Source organism: Photobacterium swingsii, assembly GCF_024346715.1.
Classification (GTDB): Bacteria; Pseudomonadota; Gammaproteobacteria; order Enterobacterales; family Vibrionaceae; genus Photobacterium; species Photobacterium swingsii.
Genome location: NZ_AP024852.1, coordinates 559,760 through 579,205, shown reverse-complemented (window position 1 = coordinate 579,205; position 19,446 = coordinate 559,760). Strand labels below are relative to the sequence as shown.

The window sequence follows — 19,446 nt, the reverse complement described above, 5'->3', positions numbered from 1 at the left end:
ATCCTTATAAAAAGCCAACCACAATCATGGCCAACACGGAGTAACGTAGCGCTTTACCAATCATAATAATGAGAAAACTGAGCCAATGATGCATTCGCAACCAACCTGCAGCAAGACAGAGGGGATCACCAATGATAGGCAGCCAGCTAAAGAACAATGACCAGTAACCGTACTTTTTAAGCCATAATAAAGCTCTATGACCCTGTTTTTCATCAGAAGTTTTATCTGGTAGTAATCTACCTAGCCAATAATTGGTCATACCGCCAAGGGTATTCCCCAACGTCGCAACCGTAACAACTAGCCATACTGCGTTATCGCCTAATTTCAATGTGGCAACTAAGTTCGCTTCAGAGCCGCCAGGCAATAAGGTGGCACTCAAAAAACCGGTTGAAAACAACACCCATAACGCTGAGTCGCCATTTACTAATGTTGAAATCATGTATTACTGACTGCCAATAAAACTTTGCCGCGAGTACGTCCTGACTCTATGTGTTGATGCGCCTTAACCCCTTCCGCGAGCGGATAGGTTACCGCAACCTCAACACTCAACTGACCTTGCGCGATCATTTCAAGCATAGCGTTATTTTGTTCAATATTAGGGCTCACCAACATGCCTTCAGCCCTTAACCCTAGCGCTTCGGCTTGCTGACACACTTGATCGGCAGTGATCGTAGGGATCGTCACTACCCGACCGCCAGGCTTCACTGCTGCCAATGCAGCTAAACCAACTTCGCCCCCCATTAAATCGATCAGGACATCAACAGGTTCAACTTGTTCCATCAGCTCACCTTGGCGGTAATCGATCGCCGTTGCCCCGAGCTGTTCAATGAAGGCTTGATTATCCGCAGAGCCCGTCGCAAATACCTGCGCTTGCTTGGCAACAGCCAATTGCACCGCAATATGACCGACACCACCCGCACCAGCCAAAATTAAGACCCGATCATTGGCGTTAACTTTCACTTTATCGAGAGCTTGCCATGCCGTTTGTCCGGCTAAGGGTAAACTTGCAGCTGCTTGCAGCGATACATTATCAGGCAAGATACTCAGATCTGCCGCCGCCACATTGACATACTGGCTATACGCACCGCCCTCAAGCGGGAAGCCAATAAAACCACTAACACGTTCCCCTACGACTAGATGGGTCACATTGTCACCGACGGCTGCAACATGGCCAGCAATGTCATAGCCTGGTACCCAAGGCAAATTATTTTGATTCTGTGCTGCAGCCCAACCTAATCCTGCACGTGTTTTTGCATCAATCGGGTTTACACTAGAAAAGTCTACAGCAACCATCACTTGGTCATCTTGTGGCTCGGGTAACACAGAGGTTTGCAGCTGCAGCGTATTGGCTTCACCAAATGCAGTGATAGCGAGTTGTTGAGTCGAAGCGGGAAGCGAAGCCATTGGATAGAAAGCCATGATTTTTTCCTTATCGGGCTGTGAGCAGAGATAACACTCATCCTACTCTTATGGGTCTAGTTATACCTAACTCGTCGCGCAAAAAAAACGGGCAGCTTATTGCTACCCGTTTCAATATATGTCGGAATACCTATTTTACCTACGGACTGACTAAAGCTAATAAAATACCAGCCGCAACTGCCGATCCGAGTACACCCGCAACATTAGGCCCCATCGCATGCATTAATAGGAAGTTCTGAGGGTTAGACTCTAGCCCAACCTTGTTCACCACGCGGGCTGCCATAGGTACAGCAGACACGCCAGCCGCACCAATAAGTGGGTTAATATCTTCTTTACTAAAGCGGTTAAGCAGCTTCGCCATTAACACCCCGCCGCCAGTCCCGACGCTAAACGCCACCGCACCTAATAATAGAATACCTAAGGTTTCAAGCTGCAAGAAGGTATCCGCTTCCAGTTTTGACCCCACACCGAGGCCAAGCATGATGGTCACCACATTGATTAATTCATTCTGTACCGTGTTAGATAAACGATCCACGACACCAGATTCACGCATCAAGTTACCTAAACAGAACATGCCTACTAAAGGCGTAGCTGAAGGTAAGAAAAAGACGGTCATCATCAACACAGCCAATGGGAATAAGATCTTTTCTGCTTTGCTGACATGACGTAGCTGTTGCATTTTGATCTTACGCTCTTCCGGTGACGTTAACGCTTTCATGATCGGTGGCTGAATAATAGGAACCAACGCCATATAACTGTACGCGGCAACAGCGATAGCACCAAGCAAATCAGGCGACAATCGGCTGGCGAGGAAGATCGCCGTAGGGCCGTCAGCACCACCTATGATGGCGATCGATGATGCATCCGCCATACTAAACTCCATCCCAGGCACCAAGTTCAGTAAGATCGCACCAAACAGAGTGAAGAAGATACCAAACTGTGCCGCAGCACCGAGTAATAGGGTTTTGGGGTTAGCAATCAAAGCGCCAAAGTCCGTCATGGCCCCCACCCCCATAAAGATCAAAAGCGGGAAAATACCGGTTTCAATCCCTACGTGGTAGATGTAGTACAACAAGCCACCTTCTTCGGTAAAGCCAGCATTGGGGATATTCGCTAAAATTGCCCCAAAGCCTATCGGCAATAACAACAAAGGCTCAAAACCTTTTCGAATTGCCAAAAACAGTAAGCCAAAGCCCACGATCATCATGACGATCTGGCCAAACTCAAAGTTTGCGATTCCAGTCTCCGACCAGAGTTTCAATAAACCATCCATGGTATGCCTCTTACACTAAGCTCAAAATCGGTGAGCCTACCGATACCGAGTCACCCTCTTTGACATGCAACGCTTGGATCACCCCACTACGTGCAGCGCGCACTTCGGTTTCCATTTTCATTGCTTCCAATATCACCAAGACATCACCTTCCGATACTTGGTGACCCGGCTGTACGTTGATTTTAAAAATATTACCCGCCAATGGCGCGGCAATCGATTCAGCCTCACTCGCCGCTGGCGCTGCGGGTGCACTGCTAGCAGTAGGGGCTGATACAACAGAGGTCAATTCACCACTTGGGCCAACTTCCACATCATAAACCTGGCCGTTCACTTTCACGCTATATGCTTCAATCCCCCCCGTTGCGACAACAGGTGTCGAGTCGTGTTCACCAGAAGCGACAGGCTCAAGCTGTGGCGCAGGTTCAAACGCAGCTGGGTTATTACGATTCTTAAGGAAATTCAGGCCGACTTGTGGGAACAAAGCATAAGTCAGTACATCATCCACTTGCTGTTCAGCCAGCGAGATCTGTTCTTCTTTTGCTTTCGTCGTCAATTCTGCGGTTAGCACCGCGAGTTCATCATCAATCAGATCAGCAGGGCGGCATGTAATCGGCTCTGCACCGGCTAAGACTTTGGCTTGCAGCTCTGCATTTACAGCCGCAGGCGCTTTACCGTATTCACCTTTTAATACACCCGCAGTTTCTTTGGTAATACTCTTATAGCGCTCACCTGTTAATACATTTAAGACCGCCTGAGTACCTACAATTTGCGAGGTTGGCGTCACCAGAGGAATAAAGCCCAAATCTTCACGCACCCTTGGGATCTCTGCCAATACCTCATCAAAACGATCGGCTGCACCTTGCTCTTTCAACTGGCTTTCCATATTGGTTAACATGCCACCGGGCACTTGCGCCAATAAAATACGCGCATCAATCCCTTTCAAACTGCCTTCAAACTTGGCGTACTTTTTACGTACCTCACGGAAATATGCCGAAATAGGCTCTAACTGCTCAAGGTCTAAATCGGTATCACGCTCAGTGCCTTCTAGCATCGCAATAACGGTTTCAGTTGGGGTATGACCATAGGTTTGGCTCATTGACGATACCGAAGTATCGAGAATATCTAAGCCTGCTTCTGCGGCTTTGACAGCCGTTGCCGTAGAGAGCCCAGTTGTTGCATGGCAATGCAGTGCTAAAGGCACATCACATGAGGCTTTAATACGCGAAATCAGCTCAAATGCTTCATAAGGCTTTAAAAGCCCTGACATGTCTTTAATACATAGTGAGTGGCAACCCAAATCTTCAAGGCGTTTAGCAAGGTCTAACCAAGTATCTATCGTATGAACTGGGCTCGTAGTGTAAGAAATGGTGCCTTGGGCATGTGCACCGACATCAACCGTGGCCTTTATCGCCTTTTCAAAATTACGGACGTCATTCATCGCATCGAAAATACGAAACACATCCATCCCATTATGGTGAGCACGTTCAACAAACTTCTCAACCACATCATCGCCGTAATGGCGATACCCCAGTAAGTTTTGACCACGCAGTAGCATCTGCATCGGGGTTTTGGGCATCGCCTGCTTTAAGGCTCGTAAGCGCTCCCAAGGATCTTCACCAAGGTAACGAATGCAGGCGTCGAAGGTTGCCCCTCCCCATGTTTCTAACGACCAATAACCAACATTATCAAGCTGTTCGGCAATCGGTAACATATCTTCAAGACGAAGACGGGTGGCAAATAATGATTGATGAGCGTCGCGTAATACGACGTCTGTTATCGCTAAAGGTTTAGACATGCTCGCAAACTCCTTGTAATAAACCGTGTCCTAAAACATTCAAGCTCGACGTTGACGATACTGGTTAACCGCTGCAGAAATCGCAGCAATGATCTCGGGTTGTACCGTATCTGTACTTTTTGCCGTAGGCTGAGACGATGTCGTTTTATCCGCGACCTCGGGATCGGCAGGGGCAAATTTCGCCATAAGCTGAACTAAAAAAATCAGGATGCTTAAAAACACAAACACCACGACCATTCCTGTGATCATGATGGTTGCCGCTTCTACTAGCACACTCGCTAAATCAGTCATTATTGCTTCCTTTCATTATTGTGACTGGCGGTTAAGCATTATCACGACAAACAAAAACAAGTCAAACCGATTAACAAACCAGCAATAAAAACACCGCAATTACTCTGATTTTTCCATAATTGCCACTAAGTCGTAAAAACAATGACATTTCTGCCAGATAAATCACTAGTCACTCAAAAAGCAAAAACGAAGTAATAATTTAAAGCCATATAGAACAGTGAGATATATAAACAGCAGAAGATAAATTGACGTTGACGTAATCGTAACTCTAGAAAAGAAATAATCAGCAGTTGCGATCCTAAATCAATGCTTTACCCACAAGACTGACAGCTAACATTTTCAATGAATATGGCTAAAAACAGCTCAAGACACCAAGCTTCACCACCAAAAATAGTAGCATTTACGGCTTTGGTACATTTTTCCGCTAAGGATCAAAGGGGACGCAACACCTTGATACTAATATCATCACTAGATAGCAAATTAACGGATTCAGCCTATTGCCAAGCAAAATAGAAAAAGAGCGAAGGAAAATAGAAAAATGCGAGATGGCACGCAATTTAGTGCTCGTGGCATGAAGAAATAGAAGCGTGTAGTGCCGCAGAATAGATATAAAAAAAGCCCAGCCTAAGCTGAGCTTTTAAATGATGGTGCGCGCGGGAGGATTCGAACCTCCGACCGCCTGGTTCGTAGCCAGGTACTCTATCCAGCTGAGCTACGCGCGCACGGTTTGTTACTCTGTTATCTTCTCGCTATAAGAGATAACAAGCTAAACTCTAAATACTGAGGTATTTGTCGAATAGCGAAAGAATGGCGGTGAAGGAGGGATTCGAACCCTCGATACGGGATAAACCGTATACTCCCTTAGCAGGGGAGCGCCTTCAGCCTCTCGGCCACCTCACCACACAAATTCGATGGTGCGCGCGGGAGGATTCGAACCTCCGACCGCCTGGTTCGTAGCCAGGTACTCTATCCAGCTGAGCTACGCGCGCACTAAATTCTGTGTTACAACAAAGATAACATTGAAGTTATCACTGCTTATCAATAATGGTGCGCGCGGGAGGATTCGAACCTCCGACCGCCTGGTTCGTAGCCAGGTACTCTATCCAGCTGAGCTACGCGCGCTCCGGGTGTTGCTACAACGATAACATTGAGGCTATCACTGCTTATAAATAATGGTGCGCGCGGGAGGATTCGAACCTCCGACCGCCTGGTTCGTAGCCAGGTACTCTATCCAGCTGAGCTACGCGCGCTCCGGGTGTTGCTACAACGATAACATTGAAGCTATCACTGCTTATAAATAATGGTGCGCGCGGGAGGATTCGAACCTCCGACCGCCTGGTTCGTAGCCAGGTACTCTATCCAGCTGAGCTACGCGCGCTCCGGGTGTTGCTACAACGATAACATTGAAGCTATCACTGCTTATAAATAATGGTGCGCGCGGGAGGATTCGAACCTCCGACCGCCTGGTTCGTAGCCAGGTACTCTATCCAGCTGAGCTACGCGCGCTCCGGGTGTTGCTACAACGATAACATTGAAGCTATCACTGCTTATAAATAATGGTGCGCGCGGGAGGATTCGAACCTCCGACCGCCTGGTTCGTAGCCAGGTACTCTATCCAGCTGAGCTACGCGCGCTCCGGGTATTGCTACAACGATAACATTGAGGCTATCACTGCTTATAAATAATGGTGCGCGCGGGAGGATTCGAACCTCCGACCGCCTGGTTCGTAGCCAGGTACTCTATCCAGCTGAGCTACGCGCGCTCCGAGTATTGCTACAACGATAACATTGAAGCTATCACTGCTTATAAATAATGGTGCGCGCGGGAGGATTCGAACCTCCGACCGCCTGGTTCGTAGCCAGGTACTCTATCCAGCTGAGCTACGCGCGCTCCGGGTGTTGCCTTGTATCTTCTTACTAAGAAAAGATACTGGTTGTTTATGCCATCAATCACATTGATTAAACGCCAGAAACAACGAATGAATGGCGGTGAAGGAGGGATTCGAACCCTCGATACGGGATAAACCGTATACTCCCTTAGCAGGGGAGCGCCTTCAGCCTCTCGGCCACCTCACCACACAAATTCGATGGTGCGCGCGGGAGGATTCGAACCTCCGACCGCCTGGTTCGTAGCCAGGTACTCTATCCAGCTGAGCTACGCGCGCACTTATTTGTTTTACCACAATGAAAGGAACGAATCACACTTCACTGTCGTTTAAATTGTAAAAGAAAGAATGGTGCGCGCGGGAGGATTCGAACCTCCGACCGCCTGGTTCGTAGCCAGGTACTCTATCCAGCTGAGCTACGCGCGCTCCGTCATTTCTTTGTTGCAACACCATTAAAAAGATAATGGCGGTGAAGGAGGGATTCGAACCCTCGATACGGGATAAACCGTATACTCCCTTAGCAGGGGAGCGCCTTCAGCCTCTCGGCCACCTCACCGTGTTGCGGGGGCTCATATTACTGCCAGCCAAAAATAAGTCAAACACTTTATTGAGAAAAAAGCCCCACAAACTCACGTATGCGCAGTAAGTAACCAAGAAGGTACTTAATCGGACATTGTTGTGAGCTATCTAACTAATTTGCGTCTGATTTAGCAGTAAAATGGTGGAGGAATTATTTTCCGCCAGATACAAAAAAGGCCAGCAATCAATAGGCCGACCTTCCTCGAAATTAGAAGTTACCAGTATTTGGTGTTCCAGTTTCTTTTTCCGCTTGGATTCGCATGTAAATCTCTTCACGGTGTACAGAAACTTCTTTCGGTGCATTAACGCCGATGCGAACTTGGTTGCCTTTAACACCCAGTACAGTGACAGTTACTTCGTCACCAATCATTAGCGTCTCACCTACGCGACGAGTCAGAATTAGCATTCATGTGCTCCTTGAGTAATCTCTTCTATAAGTATTAACGAGCATTATCCAACAAATTTTACGACTTCGTAAATAGTTCCCACTCAAGAAACCGCTAGAAGTGATGGATTGCCCAAAAGTTCCTGATTCACAACAAACTGGCTATGAATAACTTCAACAGCGGTTTGATGGTCAGTTTCATCGATTAACAACGAAACGCAATCAGTCATTTGCTTGTTATGATGCACCTGAATATTCGTGTTGCCTAATATTGTCACGACAGCGTCTGCAACCGTTACAACATTATCACCAACCATTGACAGGGTCGATACATCACTAATATGGCGCATTTTATTATCAAACACTAGCCGTAGCCGTGCTAAATCATCATTAGCGACAACAATTTGTGCACTCTGTACTGTATTTGCAACAGCCCAAAGCTGTAAACCAAACAGTTCAGCTTGTTGCTGTACTTCAGCCAGTGGCACATCAAGATGAATTAGAGCTTGTTGACGCTGTAACGCAATCCCAACCATCACGGGTGAGAACTGCGTTTCAAGGTTAACCAGTGTCCCCTCACCTTCTTCAAACGAAGAAAGTACTCTCAAGGGCACTTTATGCATACGCGCATATTCAACTGACTGTAATTGTAGCACTTTTGCACCACATGCAGCCATTGTTTGCATGTGATCAAAATGAATCTCTGGTAATCGAGTGGCTGAAGGTACGATACGTGGGTCGGTCGTGTATACCCCATCCACGTCCGTAAAGATCTGACATTCATCAGCCTTCAACGCACCCGCAACTGCAACCGCCGTGGTATCAGAACCACCGCGGCCGAGAGTCGTAATATTGTTATCGCTATCACGCCCCTGAAAGCCAGCGACAATCACAATCTTTCCTTGATCGAGTTGGCTTTCCAGTCTGTCTGTATCTATCGATATGATATTGGCATTATTAAATGCATTATCCGTTCGAATAGTGACTTGATCTGCTGTCATCGAAACAGCATTGAAGCCTCGTTTATTAATGGCCATCGCCAATAGCGCTATAGAGACCTGCTCTCCAGCCGTTAGCAAGACATCTAACTCACGAGGTGTTGGCACCTCATCAATTTGCTTTGCTAAGCCCAGCAGGCGATTCGTTTCGCCTGACATTGCCGACAGAACAACAACTACTTTATGACCAAGCTGGCGTGTTTGAATAACACGCTCAGCCACCGCTTCAATACGTTCGATACTACCGACCGAAGTACCACCAAATTTCTGCACCAATAGTGCCACTTCACCTCTCCAGTTTTACAGTTTTTCAGCTAACCAAGGTGTTACAGACTCTAATGCCGCTGGCAGTGCCGCTGCATCAGTACCACCTGCTTGTGCCATATCAGGACGACCACCGCCCTTACCACCAACTTGCTGCGCCACTAGGTTAACTAGCTCGCCAGCTTTAACTTTGCCGATAAGATCTTTGGTTACGCCAGCGATAAGGCCTACCTTGTCGCCGTTTACATTACCAAGAACAACAACACCACTACCTAGTTGGTTTTTCAATTCATCAACCATGCCACGTAGTGCTTTGTTATCCGCTCCATCTAGCTTAGAAATTAACACTTTTACGCCGTTAATTTCTTGCGCCTGATTAATAAGATCCGCGCCTTCTTGCGCTGCTAACTTATCTTTCAGTTGCTGAATTTCTTTTTCTAGTTGCTTACTGTGTGCAACCAGCGCACCGACTTTACTCGCCACTGAGGCTGCGTCAGATTTCACTAGGCTTGCCGTTTCAGACAGTAGCGCTTCTTGAGCATGCAATGCTGCAATCGCACCTGCACCGGTAACCGCTTCAATACGGCGAATACCTGCTGCGATACCACCTTCAGATACAATCTTAAATAGACCAATATCACCCGTGTTCGCGGCGTGGATACCACCACAAAGCTCAGTTGAGAACTCACCCATGCTTAGCACACGTACTTCGTCATCATACTTCTCGCCGAATAGTGCCATTGCACCTTTTTCTTTCGCCGATTCAATGTCCATCACGTTCGTTTCAATCGTGTGGTTCAAACGAATTTGCTCGTTCACAACGCGCTCAACTTCGCGAAGTTCTTCCGCTTTCACGCCTTCAAGGTGAGAAAAGTCAAAACGCAGTGAATCCGCTTTAACTAAAGAACCTTTCTGTGCAACGTGGTCACCTAATAGGTTACGCAATGCTGAATGCAGTAAGTGTGTTGCTGAGTGGTTTAAGCTAATCGCTTGACGACGAGCAGCATCAACATTTGTTGTTACTTTATCGCCAACCTTGATAGTCCCTTCAGCCACTATGCCAGAATGGCCGATAGCATCGCTGAATTTTTGAGTATCTGCAACGTCAAACTTAATACCAGCAGCACTGATCACACCAGCATCACCACATTGGCCGCCTGATTCAGCATAGAAAGGCGTATTATCTAGAACGATAAGCGCTTCATCGCCAGCATTCACACTATCGACAGCTTCACCATCGCGGTACAGTGCAACAACCTCACCTTCACCTTGAGTGGCTGTGTAACCACAGAACTCAGTCGATGCATCAACTTTGATCGCGTTATTGTAATCAACGCCAAATGAACCCGCTTCACGAGCACGTTGACGCTGCGCTTCCATCGCTTCGTTAAAGCCATCTTCATCGATTGAGTAACCACGCTCACGCGCAACATCGTTGGTTAAATCAGCTGGGAAGCCGTATGTATCGTAAAGTTTGAAGACAGTTTCACCGTCTAATACTTTACCATCAAGGCTTTCTAGTGCTTCGCTTAGGATTGCTAAACCACGGTCAAGTGTACGACCAAAGTTGTCTTCTTCGATTTTCAGTACTTTTTCGACAATCTCTTGCTGCTTCTTCAGCTCTTCACCGGCAGTACCCATGATTTCAGCTAAAGGACCAACAAGTTTGTAGAAGAATGCACCCTGTGCACCTAGCTTGTTACCGTGACGAACTGCACGACGAATAATACGGCGAAGTACGTAACCACGGCCTTCGTTTGAAGGCATCACGCCATCAACGATTAGGAAGGCACACGAACGGATGTGGTCAGCCACAACACGCAGTGATTGGTTAGATAAGTCATCGTGACCGATAACTTTCGCAGACTCTTTAATCAGCGTTTGGAAAATATCGATTTCATAGTTTGAGTGAACGCCCTGCATGATTGCAGCAATACGCTCGATACCCATACCTGTATCAACAGAAGGCTTAGGCAGCGGTTCCATTGTACCGTCAGCTTGACGGTTGAATTGCATGAATACGTTGTTCCAGATCTCGATGAAACGGTCGCCATCTTCTTCAGGCGTACCAGGGCGGCCGCCCCAAATGTGCTCACCGTGATCGTAGAAAATTTCAGTACAAGGACCACAAGGGCCTGTGTCACCCATCTGCCAGAAGTTATCTGACGCGTACGGTGCACCTTTGTTGTCACCAATGCGAACGATACGGTCGGCTGGAATACCCATTTCTTTGTTCCAGATCTCGAACGCTTCATCATCGGTTTCATAGATAGTTACAAGCAGGCGCTCTTCTGGCAGCTTCAAGATAACCGTTAGGAATTCCCACGCGTACTTGATCGCATCTTGCTTGAAGTAATCACCGAAGCTGAAGTTACCCAGCATTTCAAAAAACGTATGGTGACGTGCTGTAAAGCCAACATTCTCAAGGTCATTGTGTTTACCACCCGCACGTACACAACGCTGAGCAGTTGTCGCTCGTGTGTAGTTACGCTTTTCAAGACCTAGAAAAGTGTCTTTAAATTGGTTCATACCGGCGTTAGTGAACAACAACGTTGGGTCGTTCGCAGGTACAAGCGAAGAGCTTTCCACAATTTGGTGGCCCTTGCTCTCAAAAAACGCAAGAAACGCACGGCGAATCTCATCAGTGCTCATGTACATTGGCAAATCCTGAATAAATGCTTTGTATTGATGACAGAATAATCACGTAAAGCGATTCCCTTGGCAGTACCTCAATCTACAGTTTGCTGCAAACCAGGCTAATGCAAGGAGTCGAATCGCTCTAAGATAAATTTTTTGGGGGCTATTGTAAAACAACGGTGGCAGTAACTGGAAATGTTATGTTGCGAAAAACCGTAATAAAAGGTGGGATTCTTTAATATTCTTCATCTTGACCGAATGCATAAGCGATCTGGTCAAAATTAAAGCCGCGAGACTGCATAAAGCGATAACGCTTTGCTTTTTCTTTCGGCGTATCTATCGGGGTTTGACCAAATTTGCGCTGCGCGACCTCGCAAGCATGTTGGTTCCAATCAATATCTGCGGCTTCGAGTACTTGATCTATGACACTGCTCTCGACCCCTTTCATTGCCATTTCTTGCTGGATCCGTAATTCCCCCCAGCCTTTTGCAATACCATTTCTCACCGTGATGCTGGCGTAGCGCACATCATTGAGCCAGTTATAGTCTTGGCAAAAATCAATCGCCTGATCGACCTCTTCTGCACTATAGCCTCTCGCTATGAGCTTTTGCCGTAGCTCTTTTTCAGCATGGTCGCGACGCGATAAATACCCGACAGCGGCCTCTTTTACCGATTTCTTCGGTTTCGCTCTCCCTTTGGAGTTGCTTGAAGTGTTCTCAGTCATTATTCAATCCAAATAAAACGGGCCCTGTATTTTCATACAGAGCCCGTCATTAATTCATCTATCGCTTCACTGAAGCCATAAGGCCGTTAATTAAAACGCTTCGCCTTCTGCAGCATCGATATCTTCAACGCTTTCGTCTTCAGCCAGTGGCTCTTTACTTAGCAGCATATCGCGCAGTGATTTTTCAATTTCAGCGGCAATTGCTGGGTTTTCAACAAGGTACTTACAAGAGTTCGCTTTACCTTGGCCAATTTTATCGCCTTTGTAGCTGTACCATGCACCTGCTTTTTCAACCAGCTTGTGCTTCACACCTAGGTCAATCAGCTCACCGTTACGGTTAAAGCCTTGGCCATAGAGGATTTGAGTCTCAGCTTGTTTAAATGGTGCAGCAATTTTGTTCTTCACAACTTTAATGCGGGTTTCATTACCCACCACTTCGTCGCCATCTTTGATTGCACCGGTACGGCGAATATCAAGACGTACAGAAGCGTAGAATTTCAGTGCGTTACCACCCGTGGTTGTTTCAGGGTTACCAAACATTACACCAATCTTCATACGGATTTGGTTAATGAAGATACACATACAGTTAGACTGCTTTAGGTTACCCGTTAACTTACGCATCGCTTGTGACAGCATACGTGCTTGCAGACCCATGTGAGAGTCACCCATTTCGCCTTCGATTTCAGCTTTTGGCGTTAGGGCAGCAACGGAATCGACAACGATCAAATCAACGGCGCCAGAACGTGCTAATGCATCACAAATCTCTAGTGCTTGCTCACCGGTATCTGGTTGAGAAACCAAAAGTTGGTCGATATCTACACCTAGCTTTTGTGCGTAGATAGGATCAAGTGCATGCTCTGCATCGATGAAAGCACAGGTCTTACCGGCTTTTTGTGCGCATGCAATCGCTTCAAGCGTTAATGTTGTTTTACCTGATGATTCAGGACCATAAATTTCAACAATACGTCCCATTGGTAAGCCACCAGCACCCAGTGCGATATCCAGTGACAATGAGCCTGTAGAAACAGTTTCAATATCCATTGTGCGGTTATCGCCCAACTTCATGATTGAACCTTTACCAAATTGCTTTTCAATCTGGCCTAACGCTGCGGCAAGAGCCTTCTGTTTGTTGTCGTCCATTCGACTCTCCAACGGATGATGAAATAAGGTTGATGGGCTTAGTATACTGTCTATTCATACAGTGTCTAGCACTGGTTGAATTTTTTTTATGGTAAATAGCCTTAGATCACTGGCGAACCCAAGCCCTGCAAGCGTTCTACCATTCCCGTTAAGGCTTTTTCCACCGCTTGCGCTCGAACTTGAGCACGATCACCGGCAAATAAACAGGTCATTTGCTGCTGCCACCCCGTCTTATCTGCCCAGCCAAAACAGACAGTCCCAACAGGTTTGGTGGCTGTGCCTCCTGTCGGCCCAGCAATACCACTGATGGCGACACTAATATCAGCCAAGGAGTGCGTTAACGCCCCTGTTGCCATTTGCTCCACCACGGTTTCACTCACCGCACCTTCCGCAATCAAGGCTTGTTCAGTTACCCCCAGCATTTGCTGTTTGGCTTCGTTAGTGTAAGTAATAAATGCGCGATCAAACCAGGCTGAACTGCCTGCAATGTCTGTAATCGCAGCCGAAACACCACCGCCAGTACAAGACTCGGCGGTGGTCGCTACCCAACCCTGTTTACGCAAAGCTTCACCTAATGCTATGGCTAATTGTAGTGTGGATTCCATGATGTGCTCCTGACTATGATGATGCCGTTCCCCTGATGTCTTTCGACTCTACGGCTTCTTGATAGTAACGCCTCGTGATCACGAAGAAAATCCTCGCTACCACTTTGCCACTAGATCGGATTCACGTATCCTTACTCTCCAGAATTTCATCTGGCATCTCAGAACGAACTAAGTAGGCAATATCGTGACAGTGAAAGGTTTAGAAAAGCATACCCCAATGATGCAACAGTTTTTAAGAATCAAGGCTGAAAACCCTGATGTGTTGTTGTTTTATCGGATGGGAGATTTCTACGAACTCTTTTTTGAGGATGCCAAAAATGCATCTCAACTGTTAGATATTTCCCTGACGAAACGTGGCTCATCAAACGGTGAACCTATCCCTATGGCTGGCGTGCCATACCACGCAGTCGAAGGCTATTTAGCAAAGCTGGTTCAACAAGGTGTCTCTGTTGCTATTTGTGAACAAATTGGCGATCCAGCAACGAGCAAAGGCCCTGTTGAGCGTCAAGTGGTTCGCATTGTGACACCGGGTACGGTCAGTGATGAAGCACTACTGAATGAACGCCACGATAACTTAATCGCCGCTATCTTCCATTCGGGTAACCGCTTTGGTTACGCCACGCTCGATATTACATCTGGCCGCTTTATGTTGTCGGAGCCAGAGACAGAAGAAGCCATGCAGGCTGAGCTACAACGCACCAGCCCTGCAGAACTACTATATTCTGAAGATTTTAGCCACTCGCACATCATTGAGCACCTCAAAGGTACTCGCCGTCGTCCACTGTGGGAGTTTGACATTGAAACGGCTCGCCAGCAGCTCACGCTACAATTTGGCACCCGTGACTTAGTCGGCTTTGGTGTTGAAAACTCTGAGCACGGTTTATGTGCGGCTGGCTGTTTGCTGCAATATGTTAAAGATACCCAGCGCACCGCGCTACCGCACATTCGTGCGATCACATTAGATCGTAAAGATCATGCTGTGATTCTTGATGCCGCGACTCGCCGTAACTTAGAGCTGACTCAAAACCTTGCGGGCGGCTTTGATAATACGCTGGCCTCGGTACTGGATCATACCGCGACGCCTATGGGTAGCCGTTTACTGAAACGTTGGTTACACCAGCCGATTCGTGATCGTCAGCAATTAAATGGTCGCCTTGATGCCATTGCGGCTTTTAAAGACTCAGGTCTGTTCATGGATGTGGCTAGCAACCTACGTAATATGGGCGACCTTGAGCGTATTTTGGCACGTCTAGCGTTACGCTCTGCACGTCCACGTGATTTAGCCCGTATGCGAACGGCTCTACAGCACTTGCCTGAGCTTAGCGACATTTTATCTGATACCGACCAAGTTCGGGTCAAAGAGCTGGCACAACATGCCGCACCTATGGATGAGATTTGCGAACTGCTTGAACGTGCAGTCAAAGAAAACCCACCGGTAGTGATCCGTGACGGCGGCGTATTAGCTGAAGGCTACAGTGCTGAATTAGACGAATGGCGTGATCTGGCTGATGGCGCAACACGCTACCTTGATGAGTTAGAACAGCGTGAACGTGAACATCACGATATCGATAGCTTGAAAGTCGGCTTTAACCAAGTGCATGGCTTCTTTATCCAGGTAAGCCGTGGGCAAAGTCATCTAGTACCTGCGCACTATGTCCGTCGCCAAACACTTAAAAATGCTGAGCGCTACATTATTCCGGAGCTAAAAGAGCACGAAGATAAAGTGCTGCACTCAAAATCTAAAGCGTTAGCCTTAGAGAAAAAACTGTGGGAAGAGCTGTTTGATTTATTGCTACCACACTTAGAGCAGCTGCAATTGATCGCTAATGCCCTATCGGAACTCGATGTACTGGCAAACTTAGCAGAACGCGCAGACACCCTAAACTACTGCCGTCCTGAGTTGACAGAGAAAACCGGCATTGAGATCACTGCTGGACGCCACCCTGTGGTTGAACAAGTGTTGAGCGAACCCTTCATCGCTAACCCGATCTCACTACACCACGATCGCCGTATGCTGATCGTTACTGGCCCGAACATGGGTGGTAAATCGACTTATATGCGCCAAACAGCCTTAATTGCACTGATGGCACACGTGGGCTCTTTTGTACCTGCAGAAGCACTGACCATAGGCCCTCTCGATCGCATTTTTACTCGTATTGGTGCATCCGATGACCTGGCTTCTGGCCGTTCCACCTTCATGGTTGAAATGACAGAAACCGCCAACATTTTGCACAACGCAACAAAGAACAGCTTAGTCTTGATGGATGAAATTGGTCGTGGTACCAGCACATATGACGGCCTTTCACTGGCATGGGCGAGTGCCGAATGGTTAGCGGAGAAAATTGCAGCCATGACACTGTTTGCGACCCATTACTTTGAATTAACCGAGCTACCATCATTGATGGATGGATTAGCCAATGTTCACTTAGATGCGGTTGAGCACGGTGATGACATTGCCTTTATGCATGCAGTACAAGAAGGGGCAGCCAGCAAGTCTTACGGTTTGGCGGTTGCCAGTTTAGCGGGAGTGCCTAAAGCTGTGATTAAGCGTGCCAAAACCAAACTTCAACAACTGGAAGCCAGTGGCCACCAACAAGCCATCAAACCAACGGGCGGTGTACCCAAAGAAGAAAACCAACTTACGCTTATTCCCGAGCCAAGTGACGTTGAAGAAGCATTAGCGAATGTAAACCCTGATGAGATGACACCACGTCAGGCATTGGACGAGCTGTATCGCCTCAAAGCACTGTTGTAATAATATTCGTCATCTAGCGGTGTTTCGAAGCACCGCACTCAAACACAAAGAGGACGCCTAATGCGTCCTCTTTTTCTTTGAAGTCGTTATATTGGCTACAACATATCTTGGTTAAACAAGGATTCAATACTTAACCCCTGATGGGTCAACATATCACGTAAACGGCGAAGCCCTTCAACTTGTATTTGACGCACGCGCTCACGCGTTAAACCAATTTCACGGCCGACATCTTCAAGGGTTGAAGCCTCATACCCTAACAAGCCAAAACGACGAGCCAGTACTTCTCGCTGCTTAGGGTTGAGTTCTTGTAGCCAAGCCACTATCGAATGCTTGATGTCATCATCTTGCGTCGAGGTTTCTGGCCCACCGTTCTTTTCATCTGGAATAATATCAAGCAACGCCTTCTCGGAATCCCCACCAATCGGGTTATCCACTGAGCCAACCCGCTCATTCAGGCGCAACATGCGATTGACGTCATCAACGGGTTTTTCAAGCTTCAGCGCAATATCTTCAGCCGTAGGTTCGTGATCCAGTTTTTGAGCTAATTCACGTGCAGTACGTAAATAGACATTCAGCTCTTTCACCACATGAATCGGCAAACGGATCGTTCGGGTCTGATTCATGATTGCCCGTTCAATGGTTTGACGGATCCACCAGGTTGCGTAGGTTGAAAAACGAAAACCGCGCTCAGGATCAAACTTCTCGACCGCACGGATCAACCCTAGATTGCCTTCTTCGACGAGATCAAGCAGAGCAAGTCCTCGGTTACTATAACGACGGGATATTTTGACCACTAAACGGAGGTTACTTTCAATCATACGTTTACGGGCAACATCATCACCACGTAAGGCACGGCGGGCGTAGAGCACTTCTTCTTCTGCGGTAAGGAGGGGGGAGAAACCAATTTCTCCAAGGTAAAGTTGGGTCGCATCAAGTGCTTTTTGCGTGGTACCGTAACGAGAAATTTCGACATCATCGGCTTCTGTCTCAGCAACCTCCGCCTTTTCTGTTACGCTGGTATTCTCTGTTTCCATGTCTTCATCAAAATCAAAAGTTTCGATGTTTTTTGCTGTGCTGCTTCTACTCATAGCGCCTCCCAGATGGCGAGTTAGCAAGACATTACAACTTCAGCTTGTCTATTGTTTCGGTAAGTAGCGCATCGGATTGACTGACTTACCTTTGTAACGGATCTCAAAGTGTAAACGAACACTCTTAGCGCCAGAGCTTCCCATTGAAGCTATTTTCTGACCTGCTTTGACTGTCTGTTTCTCTTTCACCAGTAACTTATCGTTGTGAGCGTAGGCACTGAGGTAATCATCACTGTGTTTGATGATTACTAAATTGCCATAACCTCTTAATGCATTACCTGCGTATACCACATGGCCAGCCGCCGATGCTTTTACCGCTTGTCCACGTTGACCTGCAATATCTAGCCCTTTGTTACCGTTCTCTGAGTTAGAGAAACCAGCAATAAGTCGCCCTTGTGTTGGCCAAATCCAACGGTCAACCTTGTTAGTGGAACTTGCATTTTTTGTAACAACTTTGTTACTTTTGGTGTTTTGAGAGTACTCCTTTGTGCGACCTTGATCAACTTTTTTATTGGCGGTTTTTTGTGCAACCGGTGCCTGAGTCTTCTTCGCTGGGGCGGTAGACTTAGGTTTTGGCTTCGGCTTAGGCGCTGGTTTTGCCTTGGTTGATGTTGATTTCGAAGGCGTTTTGGCAACGACTACAGGAGCAGCATGGCCATAAGAAGGCGCCTTATACTTAGGTTTCCACAGCTGGAGTGTTTGACCGGGATAAATAGTATAAGGCGCAGACAAACGGTTATGGGCAATGATTTCTTTAACGTCGCGGCCAGTCACATAAGCGATAAAATATAAGGTATCGCCTTTTTTTACTTGGTAATAACTACCACGGAAGCTGCCACGCTCCACATTACCATATTTACTGTTCACGCTAGAGACAGGTGCAGGCGGATGCGAGCTACAAGCAGACAGCAGCAGCAAACTACTTGCTACCACAGATACCCGCCAATAGTGCTTCCCTAACACACCTTTACCCATGCTTTACGCTAACTCTCCAGCCACTAGCGGCACAAAACGGACAACTTCAATATCTTGATACACAAACTCATCATCCTGCCGCGTCACTTGCTTTAATATTTGTTGATGCTCACCAACAGGGATAATTAAGCGACCACCATTGGTTAGCTGCGTCAACAATTCAACCGGTAATGTTTCAGCCGCAGCTGTAACAATAATGGCATCAAATGGCCCTTTATTATGCCAACCTTGCCAACCATCACCATGTTTTGTTGAAATATTATGGAGCTCGAGCTTTTTAAAGCGACGTTTTGCTTGCCATTGAAGCGCTTTAATTCGCTCAACCGAACACACATGGTTCACCAAATGTGCCAAAATCGCCGTTTGATAACCAGACCCAGTACCAATTTCGAGCACTTTAGAATCAGGCGTCAACGCCAGCAACTGAGTCATTTTCGCAACGATGTAAGGCTGCGAAATAGTCTGACCACTACCAATTGGCAAGGCATTATTTTCATAAGCTTTATGAGAAAAGGCTTCATCGACAAACAGCTCCCTTGGTACATTTTCAATTGCAGCCAGTACACTCTCATTGGTGATACCTTGCTGCTTCAAAAATGTCATCAGGTTATGCCGCTCTCTCACATGGCGCAT

General features: G+C 47.1%; 15 protein-coding genes and 14 tRNA genes. 1 reads left to right on the top strand and 28 read right to left on the bottom strand.

Annotation, left to right across the window (positions count from 1 at the left end):
• Positions 1 to 4: 4 nt before the first annotated feature.
• From OCU77_RS02900 to OCU77_RS02780, 25 genes are all read right to left on the bottom strand, one after another.
• Entirely contained in the window at positions 5 to 439 is a 435-nt protein-coding gene (locus OCU77_RS02900) for a YqaA family protein (protein ID WP_048900835.1), read from the bottom strand.
• The gene (locus tag OCU77_RS02895) at positions 436 to 1,419 is read right to left on the bottom strand and encodes an NADP-dependent oxidoreductase (protein ID WP_244915187.1); all 984 of its coding nucleotides are present in this window, start codon (positions 1,417 to 1,419) and stop codon (positions 436 to 438) included. The genes OCU77_RS02900 and OCU77_RS02895 overlap by 4 nt, the downstream gene beginning before the upstream one ends.
• Before the next feature lie 139 nt (positions 1,420 to 1,558).
• Entirely contained in the window at positions 1,559 to 2,692 is a 1,134-nt protein-coding gene (locus tag OCU77_RS02890; RefSeq protein WP_048900836.1) for a sodium ion-translocating decarboxylase subunit beta, read from the bottom strand.
• A gap of 10 nt (positions 2,693 to 2,702) precedes the next feature.
• Positions 2,703 to 4,487, bottom strand: a complete 1,785-nt coding sequence (gene oadA / locus OCU77_RS02885; protein ID WP_048900837.1) for a sodium-extruding oxaloacetate decarboxylase subunit alpha — start codon at positions 4,485 to 4,487, stop codon at positions 2,703 to 2,705.
• Positions 4,488 to 4,526: 39 nt separating this feature from the next.
• Complete coding sequence (locus tag OCU77_RS02880; RefSeq protein ID WP_048900838.1) at positions 4,527 to 4,778, bottom strand: oxaloacetate decarboxylase subunit gamma; 252 nt, start codon at positions 4,776 to 4,778, stop codon at positions 4,527 to 4,529.
• 645 nt (positions 4,779 to 5,423) lie between these two features.
• Positions 5,424 to 5,500 (bottom strand) — tRNA-Arg (locus OCU77_RS02875).
• Positions 5,501 to 5,586: 86 nt separating this feature from the next.
• Positions 5,587 to 5,678, bottom strand: a tRNA-Ser gene (locus tag OCU77_RS02870).
• 12 nt (positions 5,679 to 5,690) lie between these two features.
• Positions 5,691 to 5,767 (bottom strand) — tRNA-Arg (locus OCU77_RS02865).
• A gap of 56 nt (positions 5,768 to 5,823) precedes the next feature.
• Positions 5,824 to 5,900, bottom strand: a tRNA-Arg gene (locus OCU77_RS02860).
• A gap of 51 nt (positions 5,901 to 5,951) precedes the next feature.
• Positions 5,952 to 6,028: transfer RNA gene (locus OCU77_RS02855), tRNA-Arg, on the bottom strand.
• Between the two features lie 51 nt (positions 6,029 to 6,079).
• A tRNA-Arg gene (locus OCU77_RS02850) sits at positions 6,080 to 6,156 on the bottom strand.
• Between the two features lie 51 nt (positions 6,157 to 6,207).
• Positions 6,208 to 6,284: transfer RNA gene (locus tag OCU77_RS02845), tRNA-Arg, on the bottom strand.
• Between the two features lie 51 nt (positions 6,285 to 6,335).
• Positions 6,336 to 6,412 (bottom strand) — tRNA-Arg (locus tag OCU77_RS02840).
• 51 nt (positions 6,413 to 6,463) lie between these two features.
• Positions 6,464 to 6,540: transfer RNA gene (locus tag OCU77_RS02835), tRNA-Arg, on the bottom strand.
• 51 nt (positions 6,541 to 6,591) lie between these two features.
• Positions 6,592 to 6,668, bottom strand: a tRNA-Arg gene (locus tag OCU77_RS02830).
• A 93-nt stretch (positions 6,669 to 6,761) separates the two neighbouring features.
• A tRNA-Ser gene (locus tag OCU77_RS02825) sits at positions 6,762 to 6,853 on the bottom strand.
• 12 nt (positions 6,854 to 6,865) lie between these two features.
• Positions 6,866 to 6,942: transfer RNA gene (locus OCU77_RS02820), tRNA-Arg, on the bottom strand.
• A 70-nt stretch (positions 6,943 to 7,012) separates the two neighbouring features.
• Positions 7,013 to 7,089, bottom strand: a tRNA-Arg gene (locus tag OCU77_RS02815).
• 38 nt (positions 7,090 to 7,127) lie between these two features.
• Positions 7,128 to 7,219 (bottom strand) — tRNA-Ser (locus tag OCU77_RS02810).
• A 231-nt stretch (positions 7,220 to 7,450) separates the two neighbouring features.
• Positions 7,451 to 7,648: a carbon storage regulator CsrA gene (gene csrA / locus OCU77_RS02805; RefSeq protein WP_048900608.1), complete on the bottom strand. Its 198-nt coding sequence runs from the start codon at positions 7,646 to 7,648 to the stop codon at positions 7,451 to 7,453.
• Positions 7,649 to 7,731: 83 nt separating this feature from the next.
• Positions 7,732 to 8,910, bottom strand: coding sequence for an aspartate kinase (locus OCU77_RS02800; protein WP_048900607.1), 1,179 nt, complete (start codon positions 8,908 to 8,910; stop codon positions 7,732 to 7,734).
• Between the two features lie 15 nt (positions 8,911 to 8,925).
• Positions 8,926 to 11,547, bottom strand: a complete 2,622-nt coding sequence (gene alaS / locus OCU77_RS02795) for an alanine--tRNA ligase (protein ID WP_048900606.1) — start codon at positions 11,545 to 11,547, stop codon at positions 8,926 to 8,928.
• Positions 11,548 to 11,761: 214 nt separating this feature from the next.
• Complete coding sequence (gene recX / locus OCU77_RS02790; RefSeq protein ID WP_048900605.1) at positions 11,762 to 12,250, bottom strand: recombination regulator RecX; 489 nt, start codon at positions 12,248 to 12,250, stop codon at positions 11,762 to 11,764.
• Between the two features lie 90 nt (positions 12,251 to 12,340).
• A complete protein-coding gene (gene recA / locus OCU77_RS02785) occupies positions 12,341 to 13,390 on the bottom strand; it encodes a recombinase RecA (RefSeq protein WP_107303059.1) in 1,050 nt (349 codons plus the stop codon).
• Between the two features lie 101 nt (positions 13,391 to 13,491).
• Entirely contained in the window at positions 13,492 to 13,995 is a 504-nt protein-coding gene (locus OCU77_RS02780; protein ID WP_048900604.1) for a CinA family protein, read from the bottom strand.
• A 190-nt stretch (positions 13,996 to 14,185) separates the two neighbouring features.
• On the opposite strand from OCU77_RS02780, the gene mutS reads away from it, so the two are divergent.
• A complete protein-coding gene (gene mutS / locus OCU77_RS02775) occupies positions 14,186 to 16,750 on the top strand; it encodes a DNA mismatch repair protein MutS (protein WP_449301156.1) in 2,565 nt (854 codons plus the stop codon).
• Positions 16,751 to 16,845: 95 nt separating this feature from the next.
• Here the strand turns inward: mutS and rpoS are convergent, their stop codons facing one another.
• From rpoS to OCU77_RS02760, 3 genes are read right to left on the bottom strand one after another with little or no spacing between them, the layout of a single operon-like run.
• Positions 16,846 to 17,838, bottom strand: a complete 993-nt coding sequence (gene rpoS, locus OCU77_RS02770) for an RNA polymerase sigma factor RpoS (protein ID WP_048900602.1) — start codon at positions 17,836 to 17,838, stop codon at positions 16,846 to 16,848.
• A 48-nt stretch (positions 17,839 to 17,886) separates the two neighbouring features.
• Positions 17,887 to 18,813 carry a peptidoglycan DD-metalloendopeptidase family protein gene (locus OCU77_RS02765; RefSeq protein WP_048900601.1) on the bottom strand — a complete coding sequence of 309 codons (927 nt, stop codon included), beginning with the start codon at positions 18,811 to 18,813 and terminating at the stop codon, positions 17,887 to 17,889.
• Between the two features lie 3 nt (positions 18,814 to 18,816).
• Positions 18,817 to 19,446, bottom strand: a complete 630-nt coding sequence (locus tag OCU77_RS02760; protein ID WP_048900600.1) for a protein-L-isoaspartate(D-aspartate) O-methyltransferase — start codon at positions 19,444 to 19,446, stop codon at positions 18,817 to 18,819.

What these genes read in the sequence shown, in the direction of transcription:
- OCU77_RS02900 (WP_048900835.1), bottom strand. Translation starts at nt 439, where the DNA reads ATGATTTCAACATTAGTAAATGGCGACTCAGCGTTATGGGTGTTGTTT.
- OCU77_RS02895 (WP_244915187.1), bottom strand. Translation starts at nt 1,419, where the DNA reads ATGGCTTTCTATCCAATGGCTTCGCTTCCCGCTTCGACTCAACAACTC.
- OCU77_RS02890 (WP_048900836.1), bottom strand. Translation starts at nt 2,692, where the DNA reads ATGGATGGTTTATTGAAACTCTGGTCGGAGACTGGAATCGCAAACTTT.
- oadA (WP_048900837.1), bottom strand. Translation starts at nt 4,487, where the DNA reads ATGTCTAAACCTTTAGCGATAACAGACGTCGTATTACGCGACGCTCAT.
- OCU77_RS02880 (WP_048900838.1), bottom strand. Translation starts at nt 4,778, where the DNA reads ATGACTGATTTAGCGAGTGTGCTAGTAGAAGCGGCAACCATCATGATC.
- csrA (WP_048900608.1), bottom strand. Translation starts at nt 7,648, where the DNA reads ATGCTAATTCTGACTCGTCGCGTAGGTGAGACGCTAATGATTGGTGAC.
- alaS (WP_048900606.1), bottom strand. Translation starts at nt 11,547, where the DNA reads ATGTACATGAGCACTGATGAGATTCGCCGTGCGTTTCTTGCGTTTTTT.
- recX (WP_048900605.1), bottom strand. Translation starts at nt 12,250, where the DNA reads ATGACTGAGAACACTTCAAGCAACTCCAAAGGGAGAGCGAAACCGAAG.
- recA (WP_107303059.1), bottom strand. Translation starts at nt 13,390, where the DNA reads ATGGACGACAACAAACAGAAGGCTCTTGCCGCAGCGTTAGGCCAGATT.
- OCU77_RS02780 (WP_048900604.1), bottom strand. Translation starts at nt 13,995, where the DNA reads ATGGAATCCACACTACAATTAGCCATAGCATTAGGTGAAGCTTTGCGT.
- rpoS (WP_048900602.1), bottom strand. Translation starts at nt 17,838, where the DNA reads ATGAGTAGAAGCAGCACAGCAAAAAACATCGAAACTTTTGATTTTGAT.
- OCU77_RS02765 (WP_048900601.1), bottom strand. Translation starts at nt 18,813, where the DNA reads ATGGGTAAAGGTGTGTTAGGGAAGCACTATTGGCGGGTATCTGTGGTA.
- OCU77_RS02760 (WP_048900600.1), bottom strand. Translation starts at nt 19,446, where the DNA reads ATGCGCCATGTGAGAGAGCGGCATAACCTGATGACATTTTTGAAGCAG.